Source organism: Enterobacter sp. BNK-18, assembly GCF_047456135.1.
Taxonomy (GTDB): domain Bacteria; phylum Pseudomonadota; class Gammaproteobacteria; order Enterobacterales; family Enterobacteriaceae; genus Enterobacter; species Enterobacter ludwigii.
In genome coordinates this window covers 3,039,947-3,055,196 of record NZ_CP179899.1, presented here as the reverse complement: position 1 = coordinate 3,055,196, position 15,250 = coordinate 3,039,947, and the positions used below count along the sequence as shown (strand labels likewise).

The following is a 15,250-nucleotide window of genomic DNA, read 5'->3' as shown; positions in this document are numbered from 1 at the left end:
GGAGGGTTTAGCGAACTGAGCGCAATACATTTCCCCTTCGCGCCACGCTACACAGACAGCGGAACGGGTGTATGATAAATCCCACCTCTGTCAGGTTAATTACAACGTGCAGACGACGACAACCCTTTCAACATTGCCGCCTGCCCGTCTTAGGTTGGATACATGCGTAAAGGAAAGTTAAGCAGTGACGCGCCATTCGGGACGTTATTAGGTTATGCGCCGGGTGGCGTGGCGATTTACTCTTCAAACTACGGCAGTCTCGATCCGCGTCGTTATCCGGAAGACGCGGATTTTCGCAGCTATATTGGCAATGAATACATGGGCCACAAGTGGCAGTGTGTTGAGTTCGCCCGCCGTTTTCTGTTCCTCAATTATGGATGTGTTTTCACCGACGTCGGTATGGCGTGGGAGATCTTCTCTCTGCGCTTTTTGCGCCAGGTCGTGAACGATAACATCCTGCCGCTTCAGGCCTTTGCCAATGGGTCGAAACGCGCGCCGCAGGCCGGGGCGTTGCTTATCTGGCAAAAGGGCGGGGAGTTTCATGAGACCGGCCACGTTGCTGTGATCACGCAACTGTTGGACGATAAGGTGCGCATTGCCGAGCAGAACGTTATTCACTCTCCGCTCCCGCTCGGGCAGCAGTGGACGCGTGAGCTGCGAATGACCGTTGAGAACGGTACTTACACGCTGCATGACACCTTTAACGATACCGAAATTCTCGGCTGGATGATCCAGACGGACGACACGGAGCACAGCATCCCGCAGCCGGAACTCGACGGTGAACTGCTCAAAATCAGCGGTGCGCGGCTGAAGAATAAACGTCAGTTTGACGGGAAATGGCTCAACGAAAACGACGCCCTGCAGCAGGCGTATGTCCGCGCAAACGGCCACTTTATCAATAAAGATCCCTGCCAGTATTTTACCATCACCGAAAGTGCCGAGCAGGAGCTGATCAAAGCGACCAATGAACTGCACCTGATGTACCTGCACGCGACCGACAAAGTGCTGAAAGACGATAACTTACTGGCGCTTTTTGACATCCCTAAAATCCTCTGGCCGCGTCTGCGCCTCTCATGGCAGTGGCGTCGTCACCATATGATCACCGGTCGTATGGATTTCTGCATGGATGAGCGTGGCATCAAGGTTTACGAGTACAACGCCGATTCCGCCTCCTGCCACACGGAAGGGGGATTAATCCTCGAAGAGTGGGTGAAGAACGGTTACCGAGGTAACGGCCACAATCCGGCGGAAGGTTTGCTGGAAGAACTTACCGGCGCGTGGAAGCACAGCCATGCGCGTCCGTTCGTGCACATCATGCAGGACAATGACGTCGAAGAGGATTATCACGCGCTCTTTATTCAGCGCTCTCTGCTGCAGGCCGGGTTTGAAACCAAAATTCTGCATGGGCTTAACGCTCTCAGCTGGGATGCGGCCGGGCAACTGATTGACGACGAAGGCCGTCACGTTAACTGCGTGTGGAAAACCTGGGCGTGGGAGACGGCGATAGAGCAGATCCGCGAGGTGAGCGAAACCGAATACGCCGCCGTGCCGATCCGCACCGGGCATCCGGCAGGTGACGTACGGCTGATTGACGTCCTGCTGCGTCCGGAAGTGCTGGTGTTCGAACCGCTGTGGACGGTTATTCCCGGCAACAAGGCGATCCTCCCGGTGCTCTGGCAGCTGTTCCCGAATCACCGTTATCTGCTCGATACCGATTTCGAGGTTAACGACCTGCTGAAACAGACCGGTTACGCCATCAAACCGATTGCCGGACGCTGCGGCAGCAATATCGATCTGATTAGCGCCGGGGATGAAGTGCTGGATAAATCGAGCGGCAAGTTTGTCGATCGCAAAAATATCTACCAGCAGCTGTGGTGCCTGCCGAAGGTGGATGGCAAGCATATCCAGGTCTGTACGTTTACCGTGGGCGGTAACTACGGCGGCACCTGTCTGCGCGGGGATGATTCGCTGGTGGTGAAGAAAGAGAGCGACATCGAACCGTTGATTGTGGTGAAAGACAAGTAAGCTGTTCCGGCTGTCAACACACACCCGCAAGTGTTCCTTGCGGGTGTTTTTCGTTTTCTGGCGGCTCAGGGATGCTCGTCGTGCTGCTGACTTATCTTCAGGTCAATGATGCGGCCGATCTGGTCATGATAGACCGTCAGCAAATTGTACTGACTCATCTCTGAAATGATTTGCGGGGGGACGTTAAAGCTTCTCGCCAGCTCATCGTGACGCCAGGTATCGGGACGCCGCCGCCTTACCTGAGCGCGACGGCGATTGTACTGATACCACAGAATGAGCAACCAGCCGTTAAGCACGGCGATCAGCAAATAGATCAGCACCGTATTAAACGAGGCAATAATAATGCCCCAGCGGTAGTTGCTCTCCTCGGTTACCTGCATCCACAGATTGGCATAGAGGAAAAACAGAAAACCTCCCCATGCCAGCAGCGTCAGCACCGCATCAAAAAGACGGGGCAATAGCCGATGTTCAGTCAGAATTAGCGTATTTTCGTTCATTGAATGCTTCCTTTTCCCCGGTCCGGACTGATCCAGCGCGCACGTGCACGCTGACGTTTAAGCATGACTTTTGGAAAGGCGACGAGGGTGGTGAACAGACCAATCATCCAGTACACCATCGGGAACCAGATCACCCAGAAAAGCGAACTCGCCACGTTTCTTTCATAGCGCCGCTCGATATACAAACTGACGAGGAATTGCATCAGACACATGACCCCCAGAAGCAACCCGGTAAATTCAGGAGGAAACAGACTCTCGACGGTCAGGTTTGTGGGTAACGTAATGATATGGCTGACAATGAACAGCAACACGGTCACCGCATAGGCGAATGCCCAGAGCGTTGACAACGCGTACTCTAAAAACAGCGGCCACATGCGATGATGTTCCCAGCGCACGATCTTGCGAAGGTTAACCAGAAAGACCTCTGCACCGCCCTGCGCCCAGCGTAAACGCTGTTTCCACAGACCTTTTAACGTCTCTGGCATCAGGATCCAGCACAGCGCCCGCGGCTCAAAAAAGATATCCCAGTGTCGAAGCTGAAGCTTCCAGCTGATGTCGATATCTTCGGTGATCATATCCGGGCTCCAGTACCCCACATCTGCCAGCGCCTGTCGGCGAAAGGCCGCAATAACCCCGGAGACGGTAAAGACCCTGCCGTAGATCCGCTGCGTCCGTTTGATGAGACCAATAATCGATGAGAACTCGCCTACCTGAATACGGCCAATCAGCGTTGATCGTGTGCGAATACGCGGATTCCCGGTGACGGCCCCGACGTGGGGATACTTAATCAGCGGCTCTACCAGATAGGCTGCGGTATCACGATCGAGCAGGGCGTCGCCATCAATACAGACCAGCAGATCGCCGCGCGCCGCCGCCGCACCGGCCTTAAGCGCCACCGCCTTACCCTGGTTTTCTGCGAGGTGAATGACGCGCAGGCGCGGCTGTTCCTGCGCCAGCTGCTGCAGCACCTCTGCGGTGTTGTCAGAAGAACCATCGTTGATCGCGATAACTTCGATATGGGGGTAGCGCTGATCCAGCGCGGCGCTAATAGTCTCCCGGGCATTTCTTTCCTCGTTGAAACACGGGATCAGGATTGAAATTAACGGATCGCCGTCTAACGTCGGAGCAGGCGTCTGCTTATCCCATGACCAGTGCCGTTCAAGCTGAAACCAGAAATAGAGCCCCCCGGTTATCCAGAGCACGGACATGAACAGTGGCCAGAAGAAGACAAAATCCAGAATCAGTTCTCCGGTAAAGAGGGCAGCCACGCCCAGAGGCAACCCGAATACCAGGCATAAAATAGAGAATGCGATAATGCGATCAGTCATTGTCAGGGTACCAGTACGAAGAAAATTCAGGCCTGATGCGTGAAATATCAGGTTGGTTGTTGATGAAATCGTCGGGGTAGTAACCATAATTTTTGATGCCGTTCAGCTGGAGAACGCGCATCCACTGCGCCAGACGCGTGTCGGGCACGGCACGTTGAGGTTTCTGCTCCCAGTCCCGGGCCTGTAGCTCGAAAATGGTTTTATTGAGTGCACCGGGCCGTGCGGCAACGGCGGCGATCAACCGCGTGAGCCAGGCATCGCTTTCCTCGGCCGGAACGGATTCCATCAGCGGCATAGCCATCGGAACCGTCCAGTCGTAGGTCATCAGAAAATCATCCAGATTTTGTGCAAACCACGCTTCGCTCTCGGGCTGCAGGATGGGCAGGGCGAACATATTCCGCGCAGTTTTAATCTGCGGGCCGCGTATGTTTTTCACCGCCTGGCTAAGGCTGCGGGTAAAGCCGATGAGCGTCTGACTTTTAAAGCGACTCCAGGCATGAAGGGCGGCCGGATCGTGTTGCATCGCGGCGATGCTGCGGTTATTCCAGGCGCGCAGGGCATCCGGGCCGGCATCTTCAAAGTCTGTCAGCACCGCATCGTCGTGAAATAAGATCCCATTGAAGCTGGCGTAGCGGGCAAGATCTTCATAGATTTCCGTGACCTGCTGACGAACCTCGGGGTTCCACGGGGAGAGGCGGATGTAGGGGTCGGTAGCCTCGTGCAATTGGCCCGTTTGACGATCCCAGCGCTGTACCCGCGGGAGTGCGGGTGAGAGATCGAAAGAGAGCACCGGCATCCACGCATAGACTTTTACGCCTGCGCGGGTTTGCAGCTGCCAGGCGACAAAATTAAACAGATCGGCGCGCACCGGAAGCCGGCTGTTAGGGAAGTAGAGCGCTTTGATCGTGCCATCGCCCAGCGGATCGGAAAACGCCTGCAGGAAAACATGACTGATTTTCATGTCGTAAACCCGCTGGACAAGTTTGTTGATGTTGTTGGTTTGCTGGGCCGGATCGGGATCGTAGACATAATCGAGATCGACGTGCATGACGCGCACGGGATCGGCCTCCTGAATCTGGCTGACCGTGCTGGCAAAGGATTTGAGCGAGGGATTTCCGGAAATCAAAAGACGCGGAATATTGCCGAGATCGCGCACATCTGCCAGCCCGTCTTCAAGGGTAAAGGCCAGTTGATAACCCTGCTTTCTGGCGATGGCGAGCGATGTGCCGTTCGCGGCGCCATAGGGCCAGACCCAGGCGCGGGGCGCTTTTCCCGTCACCCGGGTAATTTTATCGGTAACTTTGCGCACGTCATCAGCGATCCGCTGGTTGAACTGCCGATCGGTTTCATAACGCCCCGTCGCTTTATCGTAAAAGCGGTTGGCGATGGCGGGTTCACGGCTTCCCTGTGGGTTAGCCGGTATGCCGTAATGCGAAGCCCAGGTATGCGAGCCAATCTCAACCAGCGGAGACTGGCTTAGCTCCCGCACCATATCCCAGGTTGCAAAGCGCTCGCGGGGCGTCATCAGTCCGCCGAAATTGACCTGCTGATTCGCTGGCGTATCTACCCAACTGCCCACCGGTGCCCACAGCGCAGGGACGTTCCAGGCCTGAAGGAGTGGCCAGACGCGGGTGTAGAAACTGCTGTAGCCATCATCAAAACTGAGTAAATAGGCTCTGGGCGGCAGCGTTTTTTTGCCCTCATGCGCATCCAGAATATCCTGCACGCTAATGGCGTGATAACCGTGATGCACAAGCCAGCCGATCTGCTCGTTTAGGGCGCTGGTACGAACGGACAGGTAGCGCTGATCGGCTGCATCATCTTCAACGTCATGGTAGGCCAGAACCAGAAAATGGTTTTTTGGCCAGGGTTTACTCGCCTCAGGCTGTGGCCGTTCCTGGGGGGACATAAACGAGAGGGCCTGAGCGCAGACGCTCGCGCTGAGGCATAACCAGCCGATAATTATCAGGCTCACAGAAAAACGTTTGTTCAGCATATTCATCCTTAAAAGCGTAAATTCGCATCAAACGTGACGGAGAGATTGCTTTCTCGTTTACCGTCGAAAGGGCGCTTGTCCCAGTTCAGCATCACGCCGCTATCAATGACGTTGTTCCATTGAATGCGCTGCCCGTAACCCAGCAGGGCGATGGCACCAGCAGGCTGATTTTTCTGCCAGTATTCCCCGCCGCCGAGAACGACCTGCTGGCTCCAGAGCGTGTCGTAATGGCGGTACATCTGATGATCGACGGACAGGGCTGCCGTTACGGAGAGATCCCGCTCCGGGTTGTAATAGAGCGTGTCCCGCAGGGTGTTAGTACTCGCTGATATACCCGGTTCGAGATCCAGCGTCAGGGTGGGTGTCTGCCACAGCCGCTCTTTACCCGTAAGGGCGAACTCCTGGCGGCGGTTATGGTCGGAAAAGTGGCTGGCAGAGGCGTTAAACTGGTACTCACGGCGTTCGTTTTGATACCAGCGGACCCAGCCTTCTCCCCGGTTTGCGCTGACGCCATTACGCAGTGCCCGTAAAGGCGTCGTGCGTGAAAGACGTTCGAGGTTTCCACCCACCTGCCAGCTATCGTTCAGGCTGTACGCCGCCGAGAGGCGAGCACCGGGCTTGTTTGCACCGTGATAATGGTTACCGGAGAGTTCTGCTTCGACCAGAAGGTCGCGAGGCCGCCATTCGATGCCGGCAAACAGGTGGCGGCTGCTGCCTTTGCCTTCGTCGAAATTGCCCTGCGCAAATCGGGTTCCACCAAACAGCCGCCAGTTATCCGCGACGGGCGGACCGTAGAGCGTTGCATCCCAGCTCAGATCGTGTGTGCCGCTGACGGGGTTATCAGAGTGCAGTCCTTTGCCCGCGTTCAGACGCAGTTCGGACAGATGATGGACGTCTCTGAGCCTGTCCAGACGTCGGGCGCTCCCGTCGACAGGCGCGCGGGCGATAACGTCATCGGCCAGTAAATCCATCTGTCGCCACTCCTGCAGATCCATTGCGACGTAGGCCTGCTGCCGTTCCAGCTCGATATTGGATGGCTCCAGCGTCTCGGCCATTTTGAGCTTTTGCTCCGCCGCCCGCGGCAGACCCCGCGCCTGAAGTAAGGTGGCGTAATCAATCTGTAATCCCTGATTTCCCGGCGCTGACGCAGCCAGACGTTGCGCCAGCTTTTCGGCTTGCGGAAGGGCATTGGTCATCAGCAAATAGTTAAAGGTGAGCGACTGCCCGATGAGCCATTGATCGTTGGGTTGCGGGGTTGGCGAACCGAAATCGTAGCGGGTCCAGGGCGTGTTACGGGTTATCTTCTCAACATACTGGCGAGCGGCCTGATACTGCCCGGTATCCAGCCAGGCGTAGAAAAGCGCATGATCGTCGTCCTGCGGATCCGGCGCATAGTCTGGATAACGTTTGAGAAGCGAGAGGGCGGCATCGGCATTTTTCTCCTCCAGATACGCGGAGATAACCCAGCCAATTGCCCAGGTCGGCACGGGATGCTGAGCCGACGTTAACGCCTGATATTCCCTGATGACCTGTGGATAATCACCGTGGGCGTGAAGCGCGCCAAGCCGATCGACACGGGCCCGGATAACGTCCTCCGCTGCCTGAGTTTCGTTTTGCCAGCGGGACAGCAGTTCGTCATAGCGGTTCAGCGCCGCTTGCGCGAGCTGCAAACGCTCTGTTTCAGTACGGGCAGGCACATCGGCAAGGCGTACCATTTCAGCGGCGGCGTTGAGTGCCAGACGGCGGCGTTGCGCGGGGGGCAGCGTCACCGTTTGTGAAAGCCGCAGGGCAGGCGTGTCGGCCCGGTTGTCTGTTAACGCATCAATCAACTCAGTACGAAGGGCGTCATCCGCTGGCGCACTATTCAACGCACGGATGTCTGCCAAAAGCCGCTCCTGGTTTTTCCCCTGACGTGAATAGACATAAGAGAGCGTCTGGAGGTGAGCCAGAGAGGGCTTTTCCGCCACCCGTTGCCGGGCTTCCTGCAGAGCCAGTGTATCCATGCGGGCGTCGGCGAGGGTTTTGATGTAGCCGATGCGATAATCGTCGTTATCCGGTGCAAGGTTACACGCCTCCTTCCAGAGCATTAACGCAGGTTGCCACGCCTTTTGGTTTCGCCTTGCCTGAGCAGCAGCAGCCACGCCACGGGCAGGAAGAGCCATATAGACCTTGTAACGCAGCCAGACCTGAATAACGTCGTCATCACGACCCGCCCAGGACGCCACCTGCAACCAGTCCGCAACCTGCTCAGGCGTCAGGGCATGTTGCTGCTGATAACGCTGAAGATATTGCAGAAAAGGAGCGTAATTACCGTTACGCGCCTGCTGAATCTGTTGTTCATATACTGATTCTGCTGCCTGAACCAGAAAGGGGAAAAGTAATAACAGAAACAATAAAGCGGGAGTGCGGTAAAAGAATAACGTATTGAAGCGAAGTGATCTTTCCATATCTATTTGCCATTTGTTTATCATAAATCCATTGCATAACACGGCCGCCTTTAAGCACGGGGTTAAAGGCCATAAATGAGAACGTTTAATCTGAATGCAGTTACGTTATGGGGTACTTACTTAAAGGTAATTATGGGTCCTTATGGTCAGGGCTAAGTGGCTGGTAATGTACACCCGATATGTTGGCAGATAAATATGTTGAAAAGCAGGGTGGTTGTTTTGAGATAATTCTGTAATGAGCTGTCCTAAACGATTATTTTGAAATGAATTTATATTTATAACTTTATGATTTGGTTGGTTTTTATTTATATTGTGACAAATTTGTTTATATTTTTAATGCGCCTTATTGGTGTGAATTAAAGTACTTTCCGGTGCATGTTTGGGAAGTTTCATGACAAAAATTCTTAATATCCATAAAAGTGACTTTTCTGAGATTGTTTTTTACTTATAATTAATGGCAGCCATTGAATGATAGTCTATGGGAAGACGTATCAATGAATGTGCGAATTGAGGGTCAATCAAAGCCAGAATACATTTATCGTTAATATAAAAGCGCTATAAAACGAAGGCGGACTTCTTTCCGAAGGGTCGTTCTTGCTTTAATCTAAAAGGGATGGTTAGTGGCAACTTCAATAGTGTTAGTGACACAGGATCGCTACCTTGTCAGGGGGATGAGGATATTTTTTCCGGATATAATCCTGCTGGACTCCATTGACAGAAAGATATTTGATAACGGCGCAGATGAATATTCTGTATTGATTGATAGCCGTGCACCGCTGCGTTTATATGATTACCTGATACGCCATCCGGCCAGAACGAAAAAAACAATCTGCTGCGTTATGCTCGATATGCGGCATCGCGAGGAGAACCTGCTCAGCATGAAGTTGTTTATGAACACGTCGCTCACGGCACCCGATATGGCGTCGTTATTCAACCTGGTGCTCAACATGAAGGGCAAACGTCTGACAACAAAGTGGCTGCTGAACTTACGGCTGAGCACGCATGAAGCCATTATGCTGCGGTTGCTCAGGGCTGGCATGGCGATGGAAGAGGTGGCACAGGAACTGAATACGTCGATTAAAAGCCTCTACCGTAAACGGACCGCGCTCTCAGAACGGCTGGGGGCAGAGAACTTCAACGAGGCTTGTTTGTTTATCTTTAAAAATAAACTGCTGGATTCGGATGGGAACGATCCCTAGCTTTGCTTTACCCCAAAAGCAAAAACCCGCCACGAGGGCGGGTTTTCTGAAGAGTGGTGCCCGGACTCGGAATCGAACCAAGGACACGGGGATTTTCAATCCCCTGCTCTACCGACTGAGCTATCCGGGCAACGGGGCGCATTAAACCTGATATGCCCTCTGCCGTCAACGAAATTTGTTGTTTTCGTAACGGACTGCACACTCTCTCACCAGTTCGCCGTAAACTTAAGCAAAAAAGTGCGTCCAGAGCGCGGATAGCGGCATTGCAATCAACAGCGCGGGCAGCATATTCACCACCGCAAACATCTTTATTCCGCATATCCGCAGCCCTGTCGCCAGCAGCAGCAGGCCACCGACGGCGGTGAAGTCGGCCATCATCGCTGGCGTGGTGAGAGGAAGGATCAGTGTGGCGCAGGTAGCGAGGGCCAACTGGATAAGCAGCATGGGCACGCAAATCGCGGCGACGGCGATGCCGAGGGTCGTGGCGAAAATGGTGGCCGTGAAGAAATCAAGAAACGCCTTCGCAATCAATATGCTGGGGTCGCCAGTCATGCCTTCCTGCATTGAACCGAAAATGCCTGTGCCGCTGGCGCAAAAAAGAATAATTATCGCGACGTAGTTCTGAATAAACGTCTCGTGAGTGCCGTTTTTCGCCTTGCCCGGGTGGGCAATCAGGTTTTTGGCTTTGCTGACCGCACTGTTAATACCCTTTTCCAGATAGCAGAACTCGCCAATGAGCGCGCCGAGCAGGGTAGCAAGCACCATCACCGGCAGGTTGGCGCACTTGATCACCAGTAAAATGCCGATACCTAACGAGGCCAGGCCGAATATTGAGGGCATGGAAGAGCGAATACGCTCCGGCAACCGCTGACTTAATACGGCGCCAAGTACGCCGCCCAGCAATACGGCACCGGCATTGATAAAGGGTCCGATAACCACCGTGAACTCCTGTTAGTTAATCATGGGTATTGCAGGATTATGACACGCCAGGGGCCTGTTAAGCTTAGGTTTAGGCGGGTTAACACATACTGATTGCTTCTTGCGCCTCAAAATAAAAGGTGACATGATTGCGCGAAATTTCTCCTTCCTGTGTACGGAGCCGCCAATGATGATGTTGTCTGTCGCTGCGCGAACGCTCACCCGTATCGATATTATCTACTCCTGTCTCACCGTTCGGTGAGGGTAACTGCACTTATGAAAACCATGAAAATCGCCGTCAGCCGCGAGCTGGTCTCTACTGTGTCTACGCACCGCGAAAAGGTGACGCTGGATAACACTGATTTTACGGATGTGGCGGCAGTCGTCATTACCCCCGCGGAAAGTTGCAGCGGCATTCTGGCATTGCTTAAACGCACGGGCTTTCAGCTTCCGGTGTTTATTTACTCGCAAGAGCCGTCAGACGTTCCTGATGGCGCAACGGCAGTGATATCAGGTAAAGCTCAGGAGTTTCTGGAACTGGAGACGGCGGCCAGCCGGTATGAAGAGAATCTGTTGCCGCCATTTTTTGACACCCTGAGCCAGTACGTGGCGATGGGCAACAGTACTTTTGCCTGTCCGGGACACCAGCACGGTGCATTTTTTAAAAAACACCCTGCGGGACGGCAGTTCTATGAATTCTTCGGTGAGAACGTATTTCGCGCCGATATGTGCAATGCCGATGTGAAACTGGGCGATCTGCTGATCCACGAAGGCTCCGCCAAGCATGCCCAGAAGTTCGCAGCAAAAGTCTTTAATGCTGATAAAACCTACTTTGTGCTGAACGGCACCTCCGCTGCAAATAAGGTGGTCACCAATGCGCTGCTGACCCGCGGCGACCTGGTGCTGTTCGATCGCAACAACCATAAGTCCAACCACCACGGTGCGCTGATCCAGGCGGGTGCTACGCCGGTTTATCTCGAAGCAGCGCGTAACCCGTTTGGTTTTATTGGCGGGATTGACGCGCAGTGTTTTGACGACGCGTACCTGCGAAATCAGATCCGTGAAGTTGCGCCGGAAAAGGCCATGGAGAAACGCCCGTTTCGTCTGGCGATCATTCAGCTTGGTACCTACGATGGCACGATCTACAACGCCCGTCAGGTGATCGACAAGATCGGCCATCTTTGCGACTACATCCTGTTTGATTCGGCCTGGGTGGGCTACGAGCAGTTTATTCCGATGATGGCGGAAACCTCTCCGCTGTTACTGGATCTGAACGAGAACGATCCGGGCATTTTCGTGACGCAGTCGGTGCATAAACAGCAGGCCGGGTTCTCGCAGACTTCGCAGATCCATAAAAAGGATAATCACATTCGCGGCCAGGCGCGTTTCTGTCCGCACAAGCGCCTCAACAATGCGTTCATGCTCCATGCCTCGACCAGTCCGTTCTATCCGCTGTTCGCAGCTCTCGATGTGAACGCGAAAATCCATGAAGGGGAGAGCGGGCGCCGGCTTTGGGCGGAGTGTGTTGAGCTGGGCATTGAGGCCCGCAAGGCGATCATTGCCAACTGCCATATGATCAAACCGTTTATTCCGCCAATGGTGGCCGGGCGTCCGTGGCAGGATCATCCTACACACGCCATCGCCAGCGAGCGCCGCTTCTTCAGCTTTGAGCCGGGGGCTAAATGGCACGGGTTTGAAGGCTATGCCAGCGAGCAGTATTTCGTCGATCCGTGCAAGCTGCTGCTGACCACGCCGGGTATTGATGCGGAAACCGGGGAATATACCGAGTTCGGCATTCCGGCGACCATTCTTGCGCACTACCTGCGTGAAAACGGCATTGTGCCGGAGAAGTGCGATCTCAACTCGATCCTCTTCCTGCTGACGCCTGCCGAAAGCAGTGAGAAGCTGGCGCAGCTGGTGGCAATGCTGGGTCAGTTTGAACAGCATATTGAAGACGATACGCCGCTTGCTGACGTCCTGCCAACCATCTACCAGAAATACCCGGTACGGTATCGCGATTACACCCTTCGCCAGCTCTGCCAGGAGATGCACGATCTCTACGTGAGCTTTGACGTGAAAGATCTGCAGAAGGCAATGTTCCGTAAAGAGAGTCTGCCAGAACGGGCGATGAATCCGCAGGATGCGAATCAGGCGTATATTCGCGGGAACGTGGAGTTGGTGCGCATCCGTGATGCCGGCGGACGCATTGCCGCCGAGGGCGCGCTGCCGTATCCCCCTGGCGTACTGTGCGTGGTGCCGGGTGAAATCTGGGGTGGGGCGGTACAGCGTTACTTCCTGGCGCTGGAGGAGGGCATCAACCTGCTGCCAGGTTTCTCGCCGGAACTGCAGGGCGTTTACAGCGAAAAGGATCCCGACGGGATTAAGCGACTGTACGGGTATGTATTGTCATAGTCGCCGTCATCCGTAATACTGGCCCTCTCCCCTAAAGAGAGGGTCAGGGCTCACACCGCACTTCTCTTATACATCCTCCGCGGATGCCCAATCTTCCCGTACAACATCTCTACGCTCAGAAACCCCGCCTCCACGCAGTGCTCCAGATAGCGTCGGGTGGTGGTTTTACTTAATCCTGTCTCCTGCACGACCTCGTCGACGGAAAAACAGTGTGTCACCTTGTCGTTAAACAACGCCTGCACCCGTGCCAGCGTATTCTCCTCAATGCCTTTGCTGCCGTTATCCAGACGGTAGTTTTTCGCCTGCAGCTGGTAGAGCGAGTCGACGTTCTGCTGGTCGACAATCTTCCAGACCCGCTGTTGTTCGGCAAACTGCACAAAGCGTTCAAGCGACTGGCTGAGGCGTTTCCAGGAGACCGGCTTCAGGATGTAATCAAAGGCGCCATTTCGGATGGCCTGGCTGCAGGTGTCCATGTCGCTGGCAGCAGTAATGAAAATTACCGAACAGTTGGCGCGGGTGAGCATGGGGTCATTGATCAGTGTGATCCCTTTACCGTCCGGCAGATAGTTATCCAGCAGCATAAGCTGCGGCTGTTTGCTTTCAAGCTGGACCTGGGCGGCAGCGAGAGACGAGGCGATCCCTACCAGCCTCAGGCGCGGATGTTTACCGATAAGTTCCGCGTGCAGTTGCGCCAGTTCGTTCTCGTCTTCAACAATCAATACGTCGATAAGTTCATGTTGCATAGTCGGTATCTTCCAGTTGCTGGGCGGGACGCCGGGCGGGAATAAACAGTGAGAAAATGGCGCCGCGCGGGGTGTTATCGGCAATTTCTATCGCGCCGCCAGCCTGCGTAACATAGCTTTCGATCAGATACAGGCCAATCCCGTGATCGCCGCGTGTTTTGGTGGTGATGCCGCGTTCAAATATCCTGTCACGGATCTCCGGTTTGATGCCAACGCCCTGGTCGGCCACTTCGATAATCAGCTCCTGCTCGCTCAGTTTGATCAGCACTTCGACCGGTGCATGGGGGAGCGGTGAGCGCTGCGTTGCTTCGATGGCGTTATCCAGCAGGTTGCCGATGATTGAGATCAGCTCTTCTTCAGCCAGCGACGTGAACGGCCTGTCCAGCCGGCAGGCCGGGTCAAAACTGAGCTCGACCCCTTTCTCCCGCGCGCGGGCGGCTTTACCCAGCAGCAGGCCACACAGGGTCGGGGAGCTGAAGCGGGAAGAGATAAAGTCCAGCAGCTCCTGAGCGTGTTCCGACTGCGCCTGAATATAGCCAATCGCCTCTTCATAGCGGCCCATGTGCAGCAGGCCGGACAGAGTGGTCATGCGGTTCAACTGCTCATGACGCATGATGCGCAGGTTATCGACATAGCGTTTAACCTGGCTGAGCTGGGCGCTAAGCGAGTCAATTTCATTCCGATCGCGGAAAGTGATCACCCAGCCCTGCAGCGAATCCTCAAGCATGATGCGCACCCGGCTGGCAATCACCGTGAGGGTGTTAAAACGGCAAATTTCATCATGGGTATCTTTTGCCAGCATCGTCTGCGTCGAGAAGAACGGGACAGGGTCGATAACCTGGCTAATCAGCTGCCCGCGCAGTTCACGGGCTGGCTGGCTCAGGCCAAGCAGCTTGCGCGCCGCCTGGTTGATCACCTCGATGCGCAGCTCATCATCAATGGCGATCACCCCTTCATAGATAGACTCCATCATCGCCTTTTGCTGGCGCACCAGCAGGCCGATTTCCCGTGGCTCCAGGGAGAAGATCTGCTTCTTGATACTGCGGGTAAAGAACCAGGAGAAGATAAAGAGCGCAATCAACAGCAGCACAGCGGCCAGCAGGATATTGACCACTTTGCTGACGGTAATGGTATCAAGGTAGCTGGTGAGATAACCCACCGAGACAATCCCTACCACTTGCCCCGCATCGTTGAAGATGGGCGCTTTGCTGCGCAGCGAAATACCCAACCCCCCTTTGCGGATGGTGGTGGTGCTTTTTCCCTGCAGGACCTCCTCATTGTCTCCACCGATAAGCGTCTTGCCCACTCTGTCGGCAAAGACCGAATGAAAAAGATGTAGACCTTTATTATCTCCAATCACAATAAAGCTGGCATCACTGTGAGCGGCAATTTTCTGCATAAAATCATGGATGGCTTTGATATCTTTTTGTTCAACCGCATCACGTAATGAGGGAATAAGTGCGATCTCTTCCGCCTGTATTTTGGCACGTGCGCTCATTTCCTGATAAAGCTGCTTGCCGACATCGACGTAATAATATCCGCCCAGTAACGCAAAAAGTACTGAGAAAAAGGCGACCAGCGAAATAAACAGCTTAATCTGAAACGATACTTTCATAACTATCACGCGAGGTAGCAGCAAAGATTGCCAATATATCATCTTTTTTCGCGCGGATACCCGGTTTGCC

At 54.4% G+C, this 15,250-nt stretch carries 10 protein-coding genes and 1 tRNA gene; 3 read left to right on the top strand and 8 right to left on the bottom strand.

The annotated features are described in order from the left end of the window. The first annotated feature begins 162 nt into the window (after window positions 1-162). Window positions 163-2,025 (top strand): bifunctional glutathionylspermidine amidase/synthase, encoded by a 1,863-nt coding sequence (gene gss, locus ACMGG3_RS14665; RefSeq protein ID WP_014171600.1) that lies wholly within the window; start codon window positions 163-165, stop codon window positions 2,023-2,025. A 65-nt stretch (window positions 2,026-2,090) separates the two neighbouring features. On the opposite strand, the gene pgaD is transcribed toward gss, so the two are convergent. Genes pgaD through pgaA form a run of 4 tightly spaced genes read right to left on the bottom strand, consistent with a single transcriptional unit; the run spans window position 2,091 to window position 8,293 of the window. Further along, window positions 2,091-2,522 (bottom strand): poly-beta-1,6-N-acetyl-D-glucosamine biosynthesis protein PgaD, encoded by a 432-nt coding sequence (gene pgaD / locus ACMGG3_RS14660; RefSeq protein ID WP_047355874.1) that lies wholly within the window; start codon window positions 2,520-2,522, stop codon window positions 2,091-2,093. Further along, on the bottom strand, window positions 2,519-3,850 hold the full coding sequence (gene pgaC / locus ACMGG3_RS14655; protein ID WP_032678962.1) for a poly-beta-1,6-N-acetyl-D-glucosamine synthase: 1,332 nt from the start codon (window positions 3,848-3,850) through the stop codon (window positions 2,519-2,521). Before pgaC ends, pgaD begins: the two co-directional genes overlap by 4 nt. Beyond that, window positions 3,843-5,846 carry a poly-beta-1,6-N-acetyl-D-glucosamine N-deacetylase PgaB gene (pgaB, locus tag ACMGG3_RS14650; protein WP_040018839.1) on the bottom strand — a complete coding sequence of 668 codons (2,004 nt, stop codon included), beginning with the start codon at window positions 5,844-5,846 and terminating at the stop codon, window positions 3,843-3,845. The genes pgaC and pgaB overlap by 8 nt, the downstream gene beginning before the upstream one ends. A gap of 8 nt (window positions 5,847-5,854) precedes the next feature. Next, a complete protein-coding gene (gene pgaA / locus ACMGG3_RS14645) occupies window positions 5,855-8,293 on the bottom strand; it encodes a poly-beta-1,6 N-acetyl-D-glucosamine export porin PgaA (RefSeq protein WP_414149277.1) in 2,439 nt (812 codons plus the stop codon). 671 nt (window positions 8,294-8,964) lie between these two features. Here pgaA and ACMGG3_RS14640 point away from each other — a divergent pair. Next, entirely contained in the window at window positions 8,965-9,492 is a 528-nt protein-coding gene (locus ACMGG3_RS14640) for a helix-turn-helix transcriptional regulator (RefSeq protein WP_044857798.1), read from the top strand. 54 nt (window positions 9,493-9,546) lie between these two features. On the opposite strand, the gene ACMGG3_RS14635 is transcribed toward ACMGG3_RS14640, so the two are convergent. Beyond that, window positions 9,547-9,622, bottom strand: a tRNA-Phe gene (locus tag ACMGG3_RS14635). A 95-nt stretch (window positions 9,623-9,717) separates the two neighbouring features. Beyond that, window positions 9,718-10,431, bottom strand: coding sequence for a DUF554 domain-containing protein (locus ACMGG3_RS14630; RefSeq protein WP_328704179.1), 714 nt, complete (start codon window positions 10,429-10,431; stop codon window positions 9,718-9,720). A gap of 255 nt (window positions 10,432-10,686) precedes the next feature. Between ACMGG3_RS14630 and ACMGG3_RS14625 the strand changes: the two genes are divergently transcribed. Continuing rightward, the gene (locus tag ACMGG3_RS14625) at window positions 10,687-12,822 is read left to right on the top strand and encodes an ornithine decarboxylase (RefSeq protein WP_041162848.1); all 2,136 of its coding nucleotides are present in this window, start codon (window positions 10,687-10,689) and stop codon (window positions 12,820-12,822) included. A gap of 50 nt (window positions 12,823-12,872) precedes the next feature. Here ACMGG3_RS14625 and ACMGG3_RS14620 read toward each other — a convergent pair whose 3' ends face one another. Then, window positions 12,873-13,565, bottom strand: a complete 693-nt coding sequence (locus tag ACMGG3_RS14620; protein ID WP_149376022.1) for a response regulator — start codon at window positions 13,563-13,565, stop codon at window positions 12,873-12,875. Further along, the gene (locus ACMGG3_RS14615; RefSeq protein ID WP_414149276.1) at window positions 13,555-15,180 is read right to left on the bottom strand and encodes an ATP-binding protein; all 1,626 of its coding nucleotides are present in this window, start codon (window positions 15,178-15,180) and stop codon (window positions 13,555-13,557) included. Before ACMGG3_RS14615 ends, ACMGG3_RS14620 begins: the two co-directional genes overlap by 11 nt. Window positions 15,181-15,250 lie beyond the last annotated feature (70 nt).

What these genes read in the sequence shown, in the direction of transcription:
- ACMGG3_RS14615 (WP_414149276.1), bottom strand. Translation starts at nt 15,180, where the DNA reads ATGAAAGTATCGTTTCAGATTAAGCTGTTTATTTCGCTGGTCGCCTTT.
- pgaA (WP_414149277.1), bottom strand. Translation starts at nt 8,293, where the DNA reads ATGGAAAGATCACTTCGCTTCAATACGTTATTCTTTTACCGCACTCCC.
- ACMGG3_RS14625 (WP_041162848.1), top strand. Translation starts at nt 10,687, where the DNA reads ATGAAAACCATGAAAATCGCCGTCAGCCGCGAGCTGGTCTCTACTGTG.
- gss (WP_014171600.1), top strand. Translation starts at nt 163, where the DNA reads ATGCGTAAAGGAAAGTTAAGCAGTGACGCGCCATTCGGGACGTTATTA.
- ACMGG3_RS14640 (WP_044857798.1), top strand. Translation starts at nt 8,965, where the DNA reads ATGAGGATATTTTTTCCGGATATAATCCTGCTGGACTCCATTGACAGA.
- pgaC (WP_032678962.1), bottom strand. Translation starts at nt 3,850, where the DNA reads ATGACTGATCGCATTATCGCATTCTCTATTTTATGCCTGGTATTCGGG.
- pgaB (WP_040018839.1), bottom strand. Translation starts at nt 5,846, where the DNA reads ATGCTGAACAAACGTTTTTCTGTGAGCCTGATAATTATCGGCTGGTTA.
- ACMGG3_RS14620 (WP_149376022.1), bottom strand. Translation starts at nt 13,565, where the DNA reads ATGCAACATGAACTTATCGACGTATTGATTGTTGAAGACGAGAACGAA.
- pgaD (WP_047355874.1), bottom strand. Translation starts at nt 2,522, where the DNA reads ATGAACGAAAATACGCTAATTCTGACTGAACATCGGCTATTGCCCCGT.